Here is a 16275-nt window from a genome sequence, read left to right as displayed (position 1 = left end):
CAGGAAACCTATGTGCGAGAGTAGAAACAGAGATGAGCGGGATAGCGACCACAAAGCATGCGCCGGCGCGCTGGATGGGATATGGAGCCTGCGCCTTGGCGGGAGGCCTTTGGGGCACGGGTTTCTACTTCGGCAGGCTGGCGCTCAACGAGATGAGCGTGGAGTATATGGTGCTCTATCGCTTTCTCTTTGCCATGCTGGGAATGCTTCCGGTGCTGCTCCGGAATCGAGTGCGGTTTTCGCCAGCAGAGCTGCGAATGCTTCTGATCTCGGCTGCGCTGGGTATTCCGGTACAGTTTCTGCTTCAGTTTCATGGCCTTGTGCATACCACGGTCAGCCATGCCTCGCTCATGGTTGGCTCCATGCCGGTGCTGCTCGCCGTGGGCGCTTCCATCTTTGCAGGCGAGAGGCTGGACTGGCCAGGCTGGCTCGCGTTGGCTGGTTCCACCGTGGGAGCCGGGCTGGTTGTACTGGGCGGCGCGCATAGCGGAGGCGGTAACGCCGGAGCTGGCCATGAAACTCCGACTTTAAGCGGGGATCTGCTAGTGGTGGCTTCGCTCGTGACGGCACTGGGGTGGATTCTGCTGAGCAAAAAGCTCATGGCTCGCCATAGCCCTCCGGTTGTCACGGCTTACACCATTCTGGCCGGCACGGTGATGCTCGCAATCTGGATTCTCACGCCTGTGGTCGTAAAGCCGTGGATTCCGAATACCAGCGCGCCCATGCCTTTTGCCCATCTCAGCGCAACGGCATGGATCGCGCTTGCCGTCAGCGGACTGGCTTGCACGGCCACCACAACGCTGCTCTGGAACTGGGGAATTCATCACGTTCCTGCCTCACGCGCAGGAGTGTTTTTGAATATCGAGCCGGCGCTGGGCTCCCTTCTTGGTGTTGAGCTTCTGGGCGAGCATCTGGGTCCTTATGCGTGGCTCGGCGGTGCCCTGATCCTGGGCGCGGCGGTCACGATGACTATTCGAGGGCATGACCCGGAGGTTGTGCTGGAGTGAATCCTTCCGCACCGGAGGGATGTAGAGTGAACCACAATGCGATACGGTGACGCGAGCAAGAGATGTTGGCCAGCTTACAGAAATACAGATTTACAGAAATACAGAATTATTACCGCTTGAAAAAGTGTGTTTTTAAACAGTCATGTTTCTCAAATTGCTGATAATAAATATGTTAAATTGGCATTTTTCAACAAAAAAGAGTGCATAAACGGGGTCTAAAGCCGGTTTAAATGCCACTTCTTGAGTCGGACTTATACATTTTAGAGCGTAGAAACAATGAAAGCCCGGTCTTGAAGACCGGGCTTTTTTGTAACTCATCATGAGCATGACACAAGAGGGCATAATTTTGTGCAAATTATCTGAAAGAAATTTTGTCTTCGGAGTGATTGCTGAGCCTCCGGTTTCGTTTTTAGCGGGTCAGCCGTGCTTCGCGTGGTAGCGAGTTAGCCATGAGAAGAATGCAAGGGAAATTGAGGATGTAATTCCCAGGTCAAATTCAAATCGACCAAGCGCGTCGGGCGTATTCTGGTAGCAGCATTACTATTCTGATTGGAAGCAAGGAAAACAATGGCGGAGATCGCAGTTGAGGCCGCGGCAATCCCGGCTCAGTTTCCAAATGTACGAGTGGCTGTGCTTGGCGCCGGCAAGATGGGCGGCATTCTGCTCCAGGCATTTCTCAAGCAGAATCTCTTTGGCGCCGATCAGATTCGCGCCACTGTAGGCCACGCTGAACGGGCCGTGGTGCTCAGTTCGCAGTGGGGTGTGGATGTAAGTACGGACAATCTGGAAGCTGCGCGCCAGTCTGACCTGATCCTGATCGGCGTGAAACCCTTCCAGGTGCCTGATTTGATGAAGCAGATCAAGCCTGCGCTCACGCAGGCCAAGACCATCGTTTCCATTGCTGCAAGCGTCAAAACGCGCGCGATTGAAGAAGCCGCAGGCCTTGAAATCGCCGTGCTTCGCGCCATGCCCAACACGCCATCGGCGCTTGGCGCTGGGGCGGCGGGTCTATGCGCGGGCCGTTTCGTCAAACCCGAACAGTTGGAGCTTGCCCAGCGCATCTTTGAGACAGTTGGCCGCGCCGTCATTGTGGATGAAAAGCACATGGACGCTGTGACGGGCCTTTCCGCATCCGGGCCAGCGTACATCTACATCATCATTGAGGCATTAGCTGAAGCCGGGGTCAAAGTTGGCCTGCCGCGTGACATAGCCACGCAACTGGCCGCGCAGACCGTCTTTGGCGCGGGCAAGATGGTGCTCGAAACCGGCTATCATCCGGCGTTGCTCAAGGACGCTGTAACAACACCGGCTGGCTGCACGATAGACGGCATTCTGGAGCTTGAAGAAGGCGGCTTGCGGGTGACGCTCATCAAGGCTGTCATGCGCGCCACGGAGCGGGCCAAGCAACTGGCGGCCGGATAGCACAAGTCCATGCACGCAACGCACACGGAAGCAGCAGCGGGAAAGCAACAGGCAGTGGAGAGGCCGCAGTGGCTCCCAGCGCGCATTCCCGAACTCGATGGCCTGCGCGGCCTCGCCGTTCTCGCCGTGTTTTTCTACCACAGCAAGGAGCGCCTCGCAGGCACGCCATTTCATCAGGCCTCGCTCTGGGGCTGGAGCGGCGTAACGCTCTTCTTTGTTCTCTCCGGCTTTCTCATTACATCCATTCTGCTCGAAGCCCAAAACGAGCCGTACTACTTTCGCGACTTTTACGCCCGCCGCGCTCTACGCATCTGGCCGGTCTATGTGCTGGTGCTGGCTGTCTGCTACGGCATATCGAGTTGGTTCGTGAATGCGCAAGTCAACACGCCCTGGTGGGCTTACCCGCTCTTCATACAGAACCTCTTTCACTTCACGCTGCCTCCAGCTATCGGTCCCACATGGTCGCTCGCCATTGAGGAACAGTATTACTTTGTCTGGGCACCCATTGTGCGCTTTCTCAAGCGCCCATGGATGCTGGCCGTTGTTCTCGTCGTCGCGCTGATCGGTAGTCCCCTCTTGCGCCTGAGCCATCACGCGTGGATCACGCCCACGCACACGCTTACGCATCTGGACGGCATCGCCATGGGCAGCCTCATCGCTCTCGGCCTGCACACGCTCGCACTCGACCGCCGCACATGGCTCGTGATTGGCTGCTTCGGCATGGGCCTTGGCTTTTCCTCGGCTTCAACTATCGCTGGCGGCACAGCTTTTCTCGATTCCGCACTGACCACCGGCTACGCCGGAATTCTTCTCATCTGCCTGGCCTCCACAGGCTCGCGCAATCCGCTCAACTGGCTTCTTCGCCGCGGTCTGCTGCCGTTTTACGGCAAAATCAGCTACGGCCTCTACATGACACACATTTTTGTCTTTATTTACTGCGGCTGGATCGATGCCATGATGGATGCTTATGGCATAGCAGGCAATCTGGCCGTCATCGGTGTACGTCTTGTTGCTTGTACAGCGTTGGCCGCCGCTCTATGGTACGGTTTTGAGTCGCAGATTCTGCGCCTGAAGCGATACTTTTAGTGGAAGCCCGGCGTCCGTGCCCGCTTCGCAAAGATTGCGTGAATTGAAGCGAATATAAGCCACCTTTGTAATCCGGCTGACATCCATCACTTCAGAAGCCATTGCATAAGCGTAAGCTGAGTTGTGTAGGCCTATCTGGTACGCGGTTCCTCTATCCCTGTGAGGTGCATTATGAGCGCAACTGTTGAAGCCACTGCGTCGGAGTCTCCAAGTACGGGCCCTCTGAGCAAGGACGAACTTGATCGGATGAACGCCTATTGGCGCGCGGCGAATTATCTCTCCGTCGGCCAGATCTACCTGAAGGACAATCCGTTGCTGGAACGGCCGCTCACGATCGATGACGTGAAGCCGCGGCTGCTGGGGCACTGGGGCACCACGCCCGGCCTCAACTTTCTCTATGTGCACTGGAACCGCCTGATCAAGCAGCGCGACCTGAACATGCTGTACATCATCGGTCCTGGGCACGGCGGTCCCGGCCTGGTGGCCAATACTTATCTTGAAGGCTCCTACACGGAAATTTATCCGCTCATTGAGCGCAACACAGATGGCATCAAGCGCCTCTTTCGGCAGTTCAGCTGGCCGTATGGCATACCCAGCCACGTTGCGCCGGAGACGCCTGGCTCCATTCACGAGGGCGGCGAGCTTGGTTACTCGCTCGTTCACGCTTACGGCGCGGCCTTCGATAATCCTGATCTGATTGTGGCCTGCGTGGTGGGTGACGGCGAAGCCGAAACCGGCCCTCTGGCCACAAGCTGGCACTCGAATAAGTTCCTTAATCCCGTGACCGACGGCGCAGTGCTGCCCATCCTGCACCTCAACGGCTATAAGATCGCCAATCCGACCGTCCTCGCTCGCATTCCTCATGAAGAGCTGGAAAGCCTGATGCGCGGTTATGGCTATGAGCCGTACATGCTTGAAGGCGATGATCCTGAGACGATGCATCAGAAGGCTGCAGCGGTCTTTGACACGATCTTCGACCGCATTGCCGCAATTCAAAAAGCCGCGCGCGAAGAAGGCTCAACAGAGCGCCCGCGCTGGCCCATGCTCATCATGCGCACTCCTAAAGGCTGGACCGGGCCAAAATTCGTGGACGGGAAACCGGTGGAAAATACATGGCGCGCGCATCAGGTTCCATTCAGCGAGCTGCGCGAAAAGCCTGAGCATCTGAAGCTGCTGGAAGACTGGCTCAAGAGCTACAAGGCGGAAGAGCTCTTTGACGGGAAGGGAACGTTCCGCGAAGAGCTTGCCGCGCTTGCCCCCATGGGCCGCCGCCGCATGGGCATGAATCCGCACGCCAACGGCGGCCTGCTGCTCAAGCCTCTGCAAATTCCCAACTTCCGTGAATTCGAAGTGAAGATTGGCAAGCGTGGCGATACCGATGTGGAGTCTACGCGCGTTCTCGGCAAGTTCCTGCATGGCGTAATGCAGTCAAATCTCGATCAGCGCAACTTCCGCGTTGTTGGCCCTGACGAAACAGCCTCCAATCGCCTCCAGGACGTGATAACCGGCACAGGCAAGAGGTGGCTTGCCGAGACGCTTCCAGTCGATGAGGAACTCTCACCCACGGGCCGCGTGATGGAGGTGCTCAGCGAGCATCTTTGCCAGGGCTGGCTTGAAGGTTATTTGCTGACTGGTCGTCACGGCTTCTTCTCCTGCTACGAGGCCTTCATTCACATCATTGACTCGATGGTGAACCAGCACGCCAAGTGGCTCAAGACCACACGCTCCATTCCCTGGCGCAAGCCCATCGCCTCACTCAACTATCTGCTCAGCTCGCTCGTCTGGCGGCAGGATCACAATGGCTTCTCGCATCAAGACCCCGGCTTTATCGATCACCTGCTGAACAAGAAGGCTGACGTGGTTCGCATCTACCTCCCGCCGGATGCCAACACGCTGCTCTCCGTAGCCGATCATTGCCTGCGCAGCAAGCACTACATCAATCTGATTGTTGCCGGTAAGCAGCCTGCACCCCAGTGGCTGCGGATGAATGAGGCCATTGAGCATTGCACGATTGGCATGGGAACGTGGCAGTGGGCATCAGATGAAGGCGAGCCGGATGTGGTGATGGCCTGCTGCGGTGATATTCCCACCATGGAGACGCTGGCCGCGGCCACGATCCTTCGCGAGCGCATTCCCGACATCAAGATTCGCGTAGTCAATGTTGTCGATCTTATGGCGCTGCAGCCGCAGTCGGAACATCCGCATGGGCTCACCGACGAAGACTTTGACGCCATCTTTACCAAGGACAAGCCTGTGCTCTTCGCATTTCACGGTTACCCATATGTGATTCATCGGCTTACCTATCGCCGCACAAACCACAACAACATTCACGTGCGCGGTTACAAAGAAGAGGGAACTACCACCACACCATTTGACATGTGCGTGTTGAACAATATTGATCGCTTCCAGTTGACGATGGACGCCATCATACGCACGCCACGGCTCACGAGCCAGGCGGATGCCGCGCGCCAATGGTACTCAGAACAGATTCAGCGTCACAAGCTCTATGTTGCAGAACACGGCGATGATATGCCGGAGATAAAAGACTGGCGTTGGCCCGGAGAGCGCTGAAGGCAGCGCCCTCCGCGGGACCTTTCATACGAGGCACATTTCATGGCGTCTTTGCCTGTTCTTGTCTTAAACAGCGGTTCTTCTTCCATCAAATTTTCCATCTATGAGGCCGGCGGCGACTCCAGAGTGCAGCTTCTGGAGGGCGCCGTCGAGGGCATTGGAACAGATCAAGGGAAGTTCTGGATCAAACCTTCCAGCGGCGACAATCCTGTGAATCAGGAGCGCGCTCTGCCAACGCTCTCCGAGGCATTCTCACTTGTCGCTAAGACTCTCCACTCCGGTAATTTTCCCAAGCCTGAAGCCATTGGTCACCGCGTCGTATCAGGCGGTCCCACGGTTCTTGAAAATCAGCGCATCACTCCGGAGTTGATCGACGAGATAGAGCGATATGTCGATTTTGCTCCGCTTCATACACCCATCGCCGTTTTCATCATGCGTGAGTCGTTGCGGCTTTTTCCTGGCGTTCCAAATTTTGCCTGCCTTGACACATGGTTTCATCGCACCATGCTGGAGGTTGCACGCGCGCTGCCGATTCCGCATGAGTACGCCGCGATGGGCGTGCGGCGTTATGGTGCACATGGTATCTCGTACGAGTCCATTGTTTACCAGTTGCAGCCGGATGTTCCGGAGAAGCTGATCGTCGCGCATCTCGGCAATGGATCATCCATCTGCGCGATTCGCAACGGCGCATCCCTTGACACTTCCATGGGTTTGACGCCGACAGGCGGTATCATCAGCGCGACGCGTACAGGTGACATCGATCCCGGTGTGCTGCTCTTCATCCTTCGCAAGATTGCCGCAACCGCTCCGAATGCAAAAGAAGCCGCCGACCAGTTAGAAGCAGTCGCCAGTGAGAAGGCCGGCCTACTTGGAGTCAGCGGAGTTTCGAGCGATATGCGCGATCTTCGTGGCGCGATTCAAAATGGCAATCCGCAGGCGCGCTGCGCAGTGGATCTCTTCGTTCACTCTATTCGGAAATTTATCGGAGCCTACATCGCCGAGCTTGGCGGCATCGACATGCTGGTCCTTACCGGCGGCATCGGCGTCCATGATGCTGCGACGCGTGCTGAGATTTGTGCCGGGCTTGAATCGCTGGGTATTGTGCTCGATCCGGAGTGTAACAACGTGCGTGGCGCTACAACGATCAGCTCGTCTGGCTCTCCTGTGGAGATTCGCGTCATTCCGCCTGCGGAGGATTTAATGATTGTGAATCATGTCGTGCAGCTGATGGGGATCTGAGCAGTTTTATACTGGAATATATCCATGCCTGCGGCAACTGCCATTTCGGTTCATGCACAGAAACTGCCTTCACCGGCGCTGCGGCGTTTTGCGTGGGCGGTACTCTGGTACTTTGTGGCGGTAATTTGCTGGGGTGCGTTGGTGCGGGCCACGGGATCGGGCGCGGGCTGCGGCGATCACTGGCCTCTCTGCAACGGAACAGTCGTGCAGCACTCTGCGCGCGTCGATACCGTCATTGAATTTACGCATCGCATCACGAGCGGTCTTTCGTTCTTTTCTGCCCTTGGTCTGCTGGTATGGACCTTTGCTGGCACTGCGCGGGGACATCTGGCACGGGCTGCATCGGTAACCGCCGTCATCTTTACCCTGGTGGAGGCCGTGCTCGGTGCGTTCATTGTCAAGCTTGGCCTGACTGCGCAGAGCCAGTCACCGCTGCGTGCCCCCTATCTTGCGTTGCACCTCACGAACACATTGCTCCTGCTGGCCGCGCTTACCCTTGTGGCCCATTTGCTTGGCCGCAAGCGAGGTTACACTCGGGCCACGGTGCGGTTCACTGCTCCTATCGGCGCAACGATTACTGTGTTGATTGTTCTGGTCGTGGGTGTGACCGGGTCTCTCGCGGCATTGGGGGATACGTTATTCCCGGCAAGCTCTCTTGGTGCTGCATTAGCGCAGGATTTCTCTGCTGCGAGTGGGTGGCTGGTGCGCTGGCGGTGGACACATCCCGTTATTGCATTCTTCTCCAGCTTCTTTCTTATCTGGCTGCTGGTGCGCGCTTCAAAAAAGACGGCTCATTGGGACAATCGCGGACTTTCTGCGCTGGTGCTCGTGCTGCTGGCAGCCCAATATTTGCTGGGAGTGCTCGATGTGGTTCTGCTCGCGCCTACGTGGCTCCAGGTGGCACATCTGCTGGGCGCAGATCTGCTGTGGGCGGCGCTAGTCGTGCTGACTGCGCGCGTGACCCTTGAGCCGGCAGTGGAAAAAGCAAACTTCAGCGCCTAAAGGCCCCATTTGTATGTGTTGGATTGAATGCCGGGGACAAATCCACGGCCTACCTCGTTGGTTTACTTCACTAGAACGCCGGCTGCGGGATATTTCGTTCCATTCACTACCGCCTCAATCACAGGCAGATCCGGCGTAGCGGTAAGCCACTCAATCTTCCCATCGTTCAGGATGACAGTATCTTCCGCCTTGGCGCCGCGAATGCTCGGGTTCCACGCAAACGCCTGATGGTTCACAACGACCTGTGTTCCGTTCGGCGTTGCCACCCACTCGCGCTCGCCGTAACCGGTAGACCCGCCTTGATGATGCAGCTGCTCGTCCCCTGCAAAACCCTGCACAGCGTATGCGTCCTTTGCAACTCCAAATAACTGCGCTGACGTTGCGCCTTCACGCGTCGCGTCGAGCAGTGCTGCGTTTACCTGTGCGCTTGCTTCAAAGCGAGCGCCAAGTTCTGCTGGCAGATTGCCAAAGTGAATGAAGCGTGTGATCGAAATAGCCAGTCCCCATTTGCGCGAGCAAAGATTCAACATCCCATACTGTTGCAGACGTTTTCCACGCGGCGCCGCATGCTTGTACTTGTAGATGCGGTCATCAACGGCATACAGCGCCACCGACGGCAAGATTCCGCGGTGCAGAAGATTCTCTGCCGTGATGGCCTCCAGATCGTACTCGCTCATTCCCGGCTCAACCTCGTGGAGAGCCTCGACAATGGCATCCGCCGTCTGCGTGCCGAGCCAGCGGTAGCGCGCAATCTCCGTTTCACTCAGCGACTGGCGCAGAGGATAAAGATTCACAGGCGTCAGACCTGCGCCGGGCGTGTCTGAGCCAAGCGAGCTGGCTCCGGATACGTTGCCAGCCAGCTTTTGCGCCGTGGCAACTGTGTCGTCTCCGTACCACGGAAAGAGAACCGGCTCAAAGTCGAGCGCGCCGAATTCCTCATCATGCAGGCGCGGCGCCTCGTTTTCTGCCGTGAAGTAGTAGCACTTTCCTTCGGCCGTCACGAGCAGGGAAGCAACGCCAGTCTCAGACGGCGTCAACACGCGCAGTTCCACCGCGCCGCCGGTTACCCATGCCACGTTCTCATTGCGCCGCAGCAGTACGCCTGCAAGCTTCTGAGCACGCAGCCATTCCACGAGCTTCTCGTGCTTCGCTTCCAGCTCCGCGTTCCATGCAGCCTCTGTCGCGAGAGTCGCGCCACCCGCCGCTAGTGCTTTCTCAATTCGCTTGCTCATCGTGTTCCTCTCCTGCATGGAAAGGGCGTTGACGCATGCGTCAACGCCCGTGACTCTCGGTGCTATTCCTTAGTCTTCGAGCTCAGGGTGATAATGGCTCTCCCAGCCCATGTAACGGACAGCGGCCTCATGCACTGCCTTCGATACATCGCTGAAGTTGGCTGCAACGTGATGCTCGAAGCCTTCGCGGCAGATGTACTTGAGCAGCCTTTGCAACTGCGGAATTTCGGCGACGCCTGCTCCCCCGAAGGTTTCGAGCGGATCATCCGTAAACTTGCCCTGGCCGGTGTATCCGCGAACAATGCCGCGGCGGTCATCCGTGGAGAAGCGCGCATAGCTCATGACGCCTGCCTTCACGCGGCCTACGCAGGTGCCAAAGGTGTTCAGCTTGCCAACCGTGCCGGCAATGATTTCCTGATAATCCATGCGGACGTCGGCAAAGAAGTGCTTGGGCAGATTGGAGCAATGGAAGCAGACGCACTTGTTGGGATCGGATCCGTAGTTGTTGTTCCAGTCCAGCAGTGCGGAGGGCGTACCGCTGGCCAGGGCCAGCATATACATGCTCAGCGTGCCCGGAACGTCCACTTCGCAGGCTGAGGGGATGAGATTCTCGCTCATCATGCTCATCACAGTGCAGGGAACTACACCGAAGAACTCTTCCATCGAAGTCCAACACTGAACGGCGGAGATGGTGCAATGAGTCTGCTTCATCCAGCCTTCAATGACCGCGCCGAGTTTAGCCATCTTCAGCAGGGCTTCTTCCGGAATACCATGTGTGGAGACATACCCCTTGATAGCGGCGAGCTTGGCTTGCGTCAGATCGTCGTTATCCTTCAGTTTTGCAATGCGGCCGAAGACTTCGGAGAGATCGAGAGTTTCTACGGAGATGCCGCTGGTTTCGAGGATGCGCTCTGAATAGCGAACGGTATTGAAGGCTGTGGGGCGCGCGCCCAGGGCGCCTATCTTCAGGTTCTTGAGCCCCTTGACGATGCGGCAAACGGCGGAGAACCACTCGAGATCCGCTTTGAACTCCGGCGATGTGACAGCCTCCGTGTGCAGCGTGGTCAGCGAGTATGCAATGCCATACTGCATCATATTGTTACAGGCACTCATTTTGCCGCAGAAGGAGTCGCGACGCACGGCGATGGTCATGTTTTCGGCGCGGTCAGGTGTTGCCTGCACAAGCACAGGCACCTTGAGACCAGACAGACGAATCGCGTCCACGATGCCGCGCTCTTCGCCGAAGTTGGGCAGCGTGACGATGATGCCGTCTATCTCCCCGGCGTGCTTCTTGAATAGCTCAGCGCAGCGCAGACTTTCGTCGTAGGTTTCAACCGCGCCGTATTTGGACTCCTCCGGCGTGAGCGCAACGGCCTTGGCGCCAGCGGCTTCGAGCACCGCGAGAATCTCTTCGCGGCCGGTCTTGGCAAGGTGATCGGGGAAGAAGCCGCGGTTGCCTACCACAACTCCGAATGTCATCGTACGTTGCGCTGCCATAACTATGAAAACTCCTTGTAGAAATACTGCGGTTGAGAGCTAAGCCGTGTGGCCAGGTTTGAACTTAATGCTGTAGAACAGTCCCACGACCAACATGCCTGCGCCCCACCAGAGCGGCGCATGTAGTTCTTTCAGGACCACGTTGGCCAGAGTGCCAGTTGCGAACTCATACACCCCGTAGCCAAAGATGAGAGCGCCGTAGATGGTGAGCAGCACGCCGATGAAGAACCAGATAGAGATGTTTCCCGAATGCATGTACGGCCTCCGTTACCAAAAATAGATATTGAGCGCAACAAAGAGCACGCCGGCGATTGCGGTCCAGAACCATTCATTCTTGAAGAATGGAACAGGTTCTTCTGTAGGCAGTTTGGTGGCTCCGTAAGTCAGGCCATCCAGTTCCGCCGCCGGCTTCGGCTTGGTGAGCAGGCTTACGATCACGTTCACGCCCATCGATACGATCACGGACCACAGCGCGCGGTACATGTTTTCAGCCATATCTTTGGCATCGGGCGAGAGCGCCACAAAGCGCAACGCCGAGGGATTGATATAAACCCACGCCCAGAGACCAATCGAAGTCAGCGTACCCAGCAGGAGGCCCCAGAAGCCGCCTTCCTTAGTGGCGCGCTTCCAGAACATACCGACTAGAACGACACCGAGCAGCGGCGAGATGAAGAAACTGAAGAGCGCCTGCACGTACGCCATGATGCCAGCCGCGTTCATCACCATGTAGGCAGTGCCGATGGAGACGACTACGCCGAGGATGGTGGCCCAGCGACCCACGGCGACATAATGTTCATCGCGCGCATTCTTGTTAATGAGCGGCTGATAAATGTCGTATGTCCAGATGGCGGAGAAGGCGCTGACATTGCCGGCCATACCGCTCATAAAGCCCGCGATGAGCGCTGTGATGCCCAGACCCAGCAGGCCCGGTCCCATGTAACGCACCATCATCAGCGGCAACACTTCGTTGTAACTGTGCAGGCCAGGGTTGCCCTTGACCATATCCTCGCCGACAAGATGGATCAGGTTGCCGTCAGGATTTTTGAGTACCACCAGAGCCAGCAAGCCGGGCAGAATCACGATGAAAGGAACAGCCATCTTAAAGAATGAGCCGATTACTGGAGCCATGCGCGCCGAGCGCAGATTGTTGGCGGCGAGCACTCGCTGCACGACGAGAAAGTCCGTCGTCCAGTAACCGAAGCTGATGGCAAAACCCAGGCCAAAGACGATGCCGGTCCAGTGGATGCCCATGGGGTTATCGGAAAAGTGGCCCATGGAGCGCCACATGTGCGTGTAATCTCCCGCAGGGACCAGTCCGGACTGGATATTTGCGGCCAATTTGGCCTGAAAGCCGCTCCATCCGCCCGCCTCAACAAGGCCGAGAATCGGCACCAGGAGCGCGCCGCCCCAGATCAAAACGAACTGCAAAACCTCGTTGAAGATTGCCGAACGCAGGCCGCCTAGAGCCACGTAAGCAGCGACAGCCAGTGAGGAGACAATGATCGAGAAGCTCAGGTTCCAGCCAAGGACGACCTTCATCACCACGGCCATTGCGAACATGTTGACGCCGCTCATCAGAACGGTCATGAAAGCAAAGGAGAGCGCGGCGACAACGCTTGCGCCCTGACCATAACGCAGCTTGAGATATCCGGGCACCGAGTGCGTCTTGCAGACATAGTAGAAGGGCATCATCACCATGCCCAGGAACAGCATGGCAGGAATGGCGCCGACCCAATACCAGTGAGCGGCCAGAATGCCGTACTGATATGCCGAACCTGCCCAGCCCATCAGTTCAAGCGAGCCGAGGTTGGCGGAGACAAAACTGAGGCCGGCGATCCAGGCCGTCATCTCGCGGCCAGCCATGAAGAACTCTTCACTGGTGTTGGCCTGACCCTTAAGGTAAAAACCGATCCAGATGACGATGACGAAGTAGATGGCGATGACAGCTATGTCGAGCCAGCCAAGATGGGCCAGCGAGGGCGTGCTGAAAGCAAGGGACTGTACGGCAGCGGCGGGCAGGCCGGCAGCAAGGGAAGTTGGGCCAAAAGAGAACATTCGTCACCTAACGATAGGACTTCCGGTCCGTGAATCTGAGTGGACGTTCGCCCTCAAGTAAATGGGTTTACTACATGGTTTGTCAAGCAATATCAGAGTCGTTTCGGAGAGCCTGGCAAGCCATACTTCTTGGCGTCATGAGACGCGGCGGGAAGTGTATCGCTCCAGACCCGGCCTGCGCCAGTCCGCTCCCAATTTGGTAGTGTCCTAATTTGGATTCGCAGGCTCCTCGTCGCCAGCGTCGTTATAAACGGGGCATGGGGTGCCGCTCTTTGTGGGCGCAATATACTGAGTGCAAAAGTGCGTCCAATGGTTTTTCCCGAGAGTATCAATGTATCGAACCTCGCCGAAGAAGTATTCAATCCACTCCCCGCTCTGGATGTTGCCAAACCAAACCTTTTGTTTTTCCGGGTCCATCGGGGGCCCCGTTGCCTTGAGTGGAAAATGCTGATTTGGGAAAAGCGCTCCCTGTCTGAGAGTGGGCAGTTCTTGGGGATAAACAATGTCAGAGTCTCGCAGGACATAATCTTTCAGCTTAGTCGTTCCAGTAATTCTGCAAAGGATATTCAGAGCTGGACTTTTCCCAGTATTGGTGAGGTTGGCGACGCTTTCAATCGGCCCAGATTCAGCAAGAGTGTAGGTATAATCGCCCGCGCCCAACCAGGCCCGTTGATCTTGCCGCATAGACTCTTGAGTAGCCTTGATCGCATCTTCGGAGTTCTTCGCCATCCGCGCGAAGTCTTGTTCGGCCAAGGCGATTTTGGTGTCGATTTCCGATGCGCTCTTGGCGAAACCGCCTGCGGCTGTGGCCTGTGTACCGGCGGAAGTTGCAAGATTCGTAGTTTGAGCGGCTTGCGTACCAGCAGCGGTAGCAAGGTTGTGAGTGTCGGCCCCGCCTTCGTGCATTTCATACCATTGCCCACAGACGAACAGTGCCGCAAGACCGGACATAATAACGGCAGTTTTAGCCCATCGCAGGGTCGATTTCTCAAACCCGCTCATTTCTTTTTCGCCTTTTGCGAGTTGCTGTGCGGCGGTGTCGCTTGTTGCCTGGGCGTTGATCGGCTGGACAGCATCAGGTATAAGCGGACCACCGCTGGGTTTATCTGCGTTTTGACCGGATGGGGCTTGATCATCCACGGCGGCCTCCAGTTATTGAGGTTTTGAGTAAATTGTACCCCAAAAATATCTTGACTCGATTTAATTATTGGGGTACATTAAATACATCAGGAGATGACATGGCAAACGTACTCAATACCGACAGGCAAATCGCAATCATCGCGGCCCTCACGGAAGGCTCCAGCATCCGCTCAATCGAGCGCATGACCGGCGTTCACCGCGACACGATCATGCGGCTGGGCGTGAAGGTTGGGAAGGGATGCACGGCCCTGATGGATGAGAAGATGCGCGATCTGCCCTGCACTCGTCTGGAGATGGATGAGATTTGGGGGTTTGTCGGCAAGAAAGAGAAGCACGTCAAGCCTGAAGATGACTCCTCGCTTGGCAGCGTGTGGACATTCTGCGCTATTGATGCCGAAACGAAGCTGGTTCCCGCCTTCCGCGTGGGCAAGCGGGATGTAGCCACGGCGAACGCTTTTATGAAGGACATCGCCTCTCGCATGAAGATGAGAGTCCAAATCTCCACCGATGGCCTGAATGCCTATGTGAATGCGGTAGAGAACGCTTTCGGAGCGGATGTGGACTACGGTCAAATCATCAAGACCTATGGGCCTACGACCCCCGGCGACCATCGCCGCTACAGCCAACCGGAATTCGTTTCCGCCGAAAAGAAGGTTGTTGCGGGTCGCCCCGATATGGACCTGATTTCTACCAGTTATGTCGAACGGCTGAATGCTACAACCCGCCTCCACATGCGCCGGTTGACCCGCCTCACGCTGGCATTCAGCAAGAAACTGGAGAATTTCGAGGCGGCGGTTGGCCTTCACTTCGCCTATTACAACTTCGTCAAGCGCCACAATACGCTTCGCTGCACCCCGGCAATGGCCGCAGGCGTCACCGGAACTACGTGGACCGTGGGAGACTTGGTGGAGGCTACTGCATGAGGCTCCAATTGGCTGTAGAGTTCTCTACGGGAAGTTACGGTAAAGGAGTATTCGATATGTCGGCAAAGTGGGGAGCGGAGGCAGCAGATAAACTGCGCAAAAGAGTGAAGGATAAAGAGATGAGGGACCATGTTTTGCTCGAAAATCGCAAGTTGCTCCAAGAGCAAGGTCCAAATCTCTGGGTATACGTTTGCGAATCTGTGAAGCAGAAGTGCCTTGAACTTAACGAAAATTACCGTTCGGTCATTGTCCGGGTAAAAGATATAGCCCTCAATCAGTTGGATGTGCGGTTTGAGTTGGATGGAGTGGCGACGGATCTGAAAGTGACGTTTGAACCGACCTCTTCGCAAAAGGCGCTAACGTGGGAATACAGCGGCAATGCGGAGAAAAACACCAAGAACGGATCGTGTCCACTTTTCATCAATCAGGCTGGGCAAGTCTGTTTCCAACAGGCCCTTCTTGTCCGCACCCCGGAGTCTCTCGCCGAGGAAATGCTCAACGGTTTGATCGCCGAATAGAGACCATCCATGACACCCATCGAAGAACTAGCTGAGGTAATCCGAAAACTGCACGGTGCGCAACCAACGCACCGTGAAAGTGTGCCCGTAAAAGAGACATTCAAGGGTGAAACCGTTTGGGAGGGAATCGTCGAGGTTTTTGATCTGATAGGCCATCCTAGAGCGGCCATTGTTTATGCGTGGAAAAATGACGCCGACCATCACGTAACAGCCCTGCACCTGGGTCCGATCAAATCAGCAGCGGATGCGGTCCGCGCTGCAATCGTACAGGAGTTCAGAAGCCTTGAATCAGCCGAAGAAACCTAAAGCCGGACGCCCCAAACTGCCCAAGGGAAGCGCCAAGGGAGAAATGCTCCGAATCCGTGTGACGGCGGACGAACTGCGAACGATTGAGGCAGAAGCCAAAGTCACCGGGAAAACACGGTCGGAATTCATTCGGGGAAAGTTGCTGGCAACGGAGAGGGCATAAGCACATGACGAGCCAAACAGTGTGTCTAAATTGCGAATCGGTGTTGCAATCCAAATTAGGACACTACCCCCAATTTGAGCGGACAGCACTCGGAATTATCAGGAATCCTTATAC

The 16275-nt window shown here is 56.5% G+C and carries 15 protein-coding genes; 10 read left to right on the top strand and 5 right to left on the bottom strand.

Annotated features, from left to right (window positions below; translation table 11 throughout):
- Positions 1–32 precede the first annotated feature (32 nt).
- From VO84_RS04035 to VO84_RS04010, 6 genes are all read left to right on the top strand, one after another.
- On the top strand, positions 33–1007 hold the full coding sequence (locus tag VO84_RS04035; protein WP_231737775.1) for a DMT family transporter: 975 nt from the start codon (positions 33–35) through the stop codon (positions 1005–1007).
- Positions 1008–1574: 567 nt separating this feature from the next.
- Positions 1575–2429 (top strand): pyrroline-5-carboxylate reductase, encoded by an 855-nt coding sequence (gene proC / locus VO84_RS04030; protein WP_058186003.1) that lies wholly within the window; start codon positions 1575–1577, stop codon positions 2427–2429.
- A gap of 9 nt (positions 2430–2438) precedes the next feature.
- Entirely contained in the window at positions 2439–3515 is a 1077-nt protein-coding gene (locus tag VO84_RS04025; protein WP_058186002.1) for an acyltransferase family protein, read from the top strand.
- A gap of 171 nt (positions 3516–3686) precedes the next feature.
- Positions 3687–6086 carry a phosphoketolase family protein gene (locus tag VO84_RS04020; RefSeq protein ID WP_058186001.1) on the top strand — a complete coding sequence of 800 codons (2400 nt, stop codon included), beginning with the start codon at positions 3687–3689 and terminating at the stop codon, positions 6084–6086.
- Between the two features lie 42 nt (positions 6087–6128).
- Positions 6129–7325 (top strand): acetate/propionate family kinase, encoded by a 1197-nt coding sequence (locus VO84_RS04015; protein ID WP_058186000.1) that lies wholly within the window; start codon positions 6129–6131, stop codon positions 7323–7325.
- A gap of 24 nt (positions 7326–7349) precedes the next feature.
- Positions 7350–8327: a COX15/CtaA family protein gene (locus VO84_RS04010; RefSeq protein ID WP_058185999.1), complete on the top strand. Its 978-nt coding sequence runs from the start codon at positions 7350–7352 to the stop codon at positions 8325–8327.
- Positions 8328–8389: 62 nt separating this feature from the next.
- Here VO84_RS04010 and VO84_RS04005 read toward each other — a convergent pair whose 3' ends face one another.
- The 5 genes from VO84_RS04005 to VO84_RS03985 all read right to left on the bottom strand — a co-directional run bounded on the left by VO84_RS04005 (position 8390) and on the right by VO84_RS03985 (position 14251).
- Positions 8390–9559 (bottom strand): M24 family metallopeptidase, encoded by a 1170-nt coding sequence (locus VO84_RS04005; protein ID WP_058185998.1) that lies wholly within the window; start codon positions 9557–9559, stop codon positions 8390–8392.
- 69 nt (positions 9560–9628) lie between these two features.
- A complete protein-coding gene (locus tag VO84_RS04000; RefSeq protein ID WP_058185997.1) occupies positions 9629–11056 on the bottom strand; it encodes an L-fucose/L-arabinose isomerase family protein in 1428 nt (475 codons plus the stop codon).
- Between the two features lie 39 nt (positions 11057–11095).
- Positions 11096–11311 carry a hypothetical protein gene (locus tag VO84_RS03995; protein ID WP_058185996.1) on the bottom strand — a complete coding sequence of 72 codons (216 nt, stop codon included), beginning with the start codon at positions 11309–11311 and terminating at the stop codon, positions 11096–11098.
- Positions 11312–11323: 12 nt separating this feature from the next.
- Positions 11324–13111 (bottom strand): sodium:solute symporter family protein, encoded by a 1788-nt coding sequence (locus tag VO84_RS03990; RefSeq protein WP_082661689.1) that lies wholly within the window; start codon positions 13109–13111, stop codon positions 11324–11326.
- A gap of 207 nt (positions 13112–13318) precedes the next feature.
- Entirely contained in the window at positions 13319–14251 is a 933-nt protein-coding gene (locus VO84_RS03985; protein WP_058185995.1) for a lysozyme inhibitor LprI family protein, read from the bottom strand.
- 98 nt (positions 14252–14349) lie between these two features.
- Between VO84_RS03985 and VO84_RS03980 the strand changes: the two genes are divergently transcribed.
- The 4 genes from VO84_RS03980 to VO84_RS23270 are packed head-to-tail and all read left to right on the top strand — an operon-like array spanning position 14350 to position 16161.
- The gene (locus VO84_RS03980) at positions 14350–15174 is read left to right on the top strand and encodes a DDE-type integrase/transposase/recombinase (RefSeq protein ID WP_058185994.1); all 825 of its coding nucleotides are present in this window, start codon (positions 14350–14352) and stop codon (positions 15172–15174) included.
- A complete protein-coding gene (locus VO84_RS03975; RefSeq protein WP_058185993.1) occupies positions 15171–15692 on the top strand; it encodes a hypothetical protein in 522 nt (173 codons plus the stop codon). Before VO84_RS03980 ends, VO84_RS03975 begins: the two co-directional genes overlap by 4 nt.
- 9 nt (positions 15693–15701) lie before the next feature.
- The gene (locus VO84_RS03970) at positions 15702–15998 is read left to right on the top strand and encodes a hypothetical protein (RefSeq protein ID WP_058185992.1); all 297 of its coding nucleotides are present in this window, start codon (positions 15702–15704) and stop codon (positions 15996–15998) included.
- Complete coding sequence (locus VO84_RS23270) at positions 15937–16161, top strand: ribbon-helix-helix protein, CopG family (RefSeq protein WP_157439711.1); 225 nt, start codon at positions 15937–15939, stop codon at positions 16159–16161. The genes VO84_RS03970 and VO84_RS23270 overlap by 62 nt, the downstream gene beginning before the upstream one ends.
- Positions 16162–16275: the final 114 nt, after the last annotated feature.

This window comes from Occallatibacter gabretensis, from assembly GCF_001449115.1.
GTDB lineage: Bacteria > Acidobacteriota > Terriglobia > Terriglobales > Acidobacteriaceae > Telmatobacter > Telmatobacter gabretensis.
The sequence above is the reverse complement of the archived record's forward strand: the minus strand, read 5'-3'. Positions and strand labels throughout refer to the sequence as shown.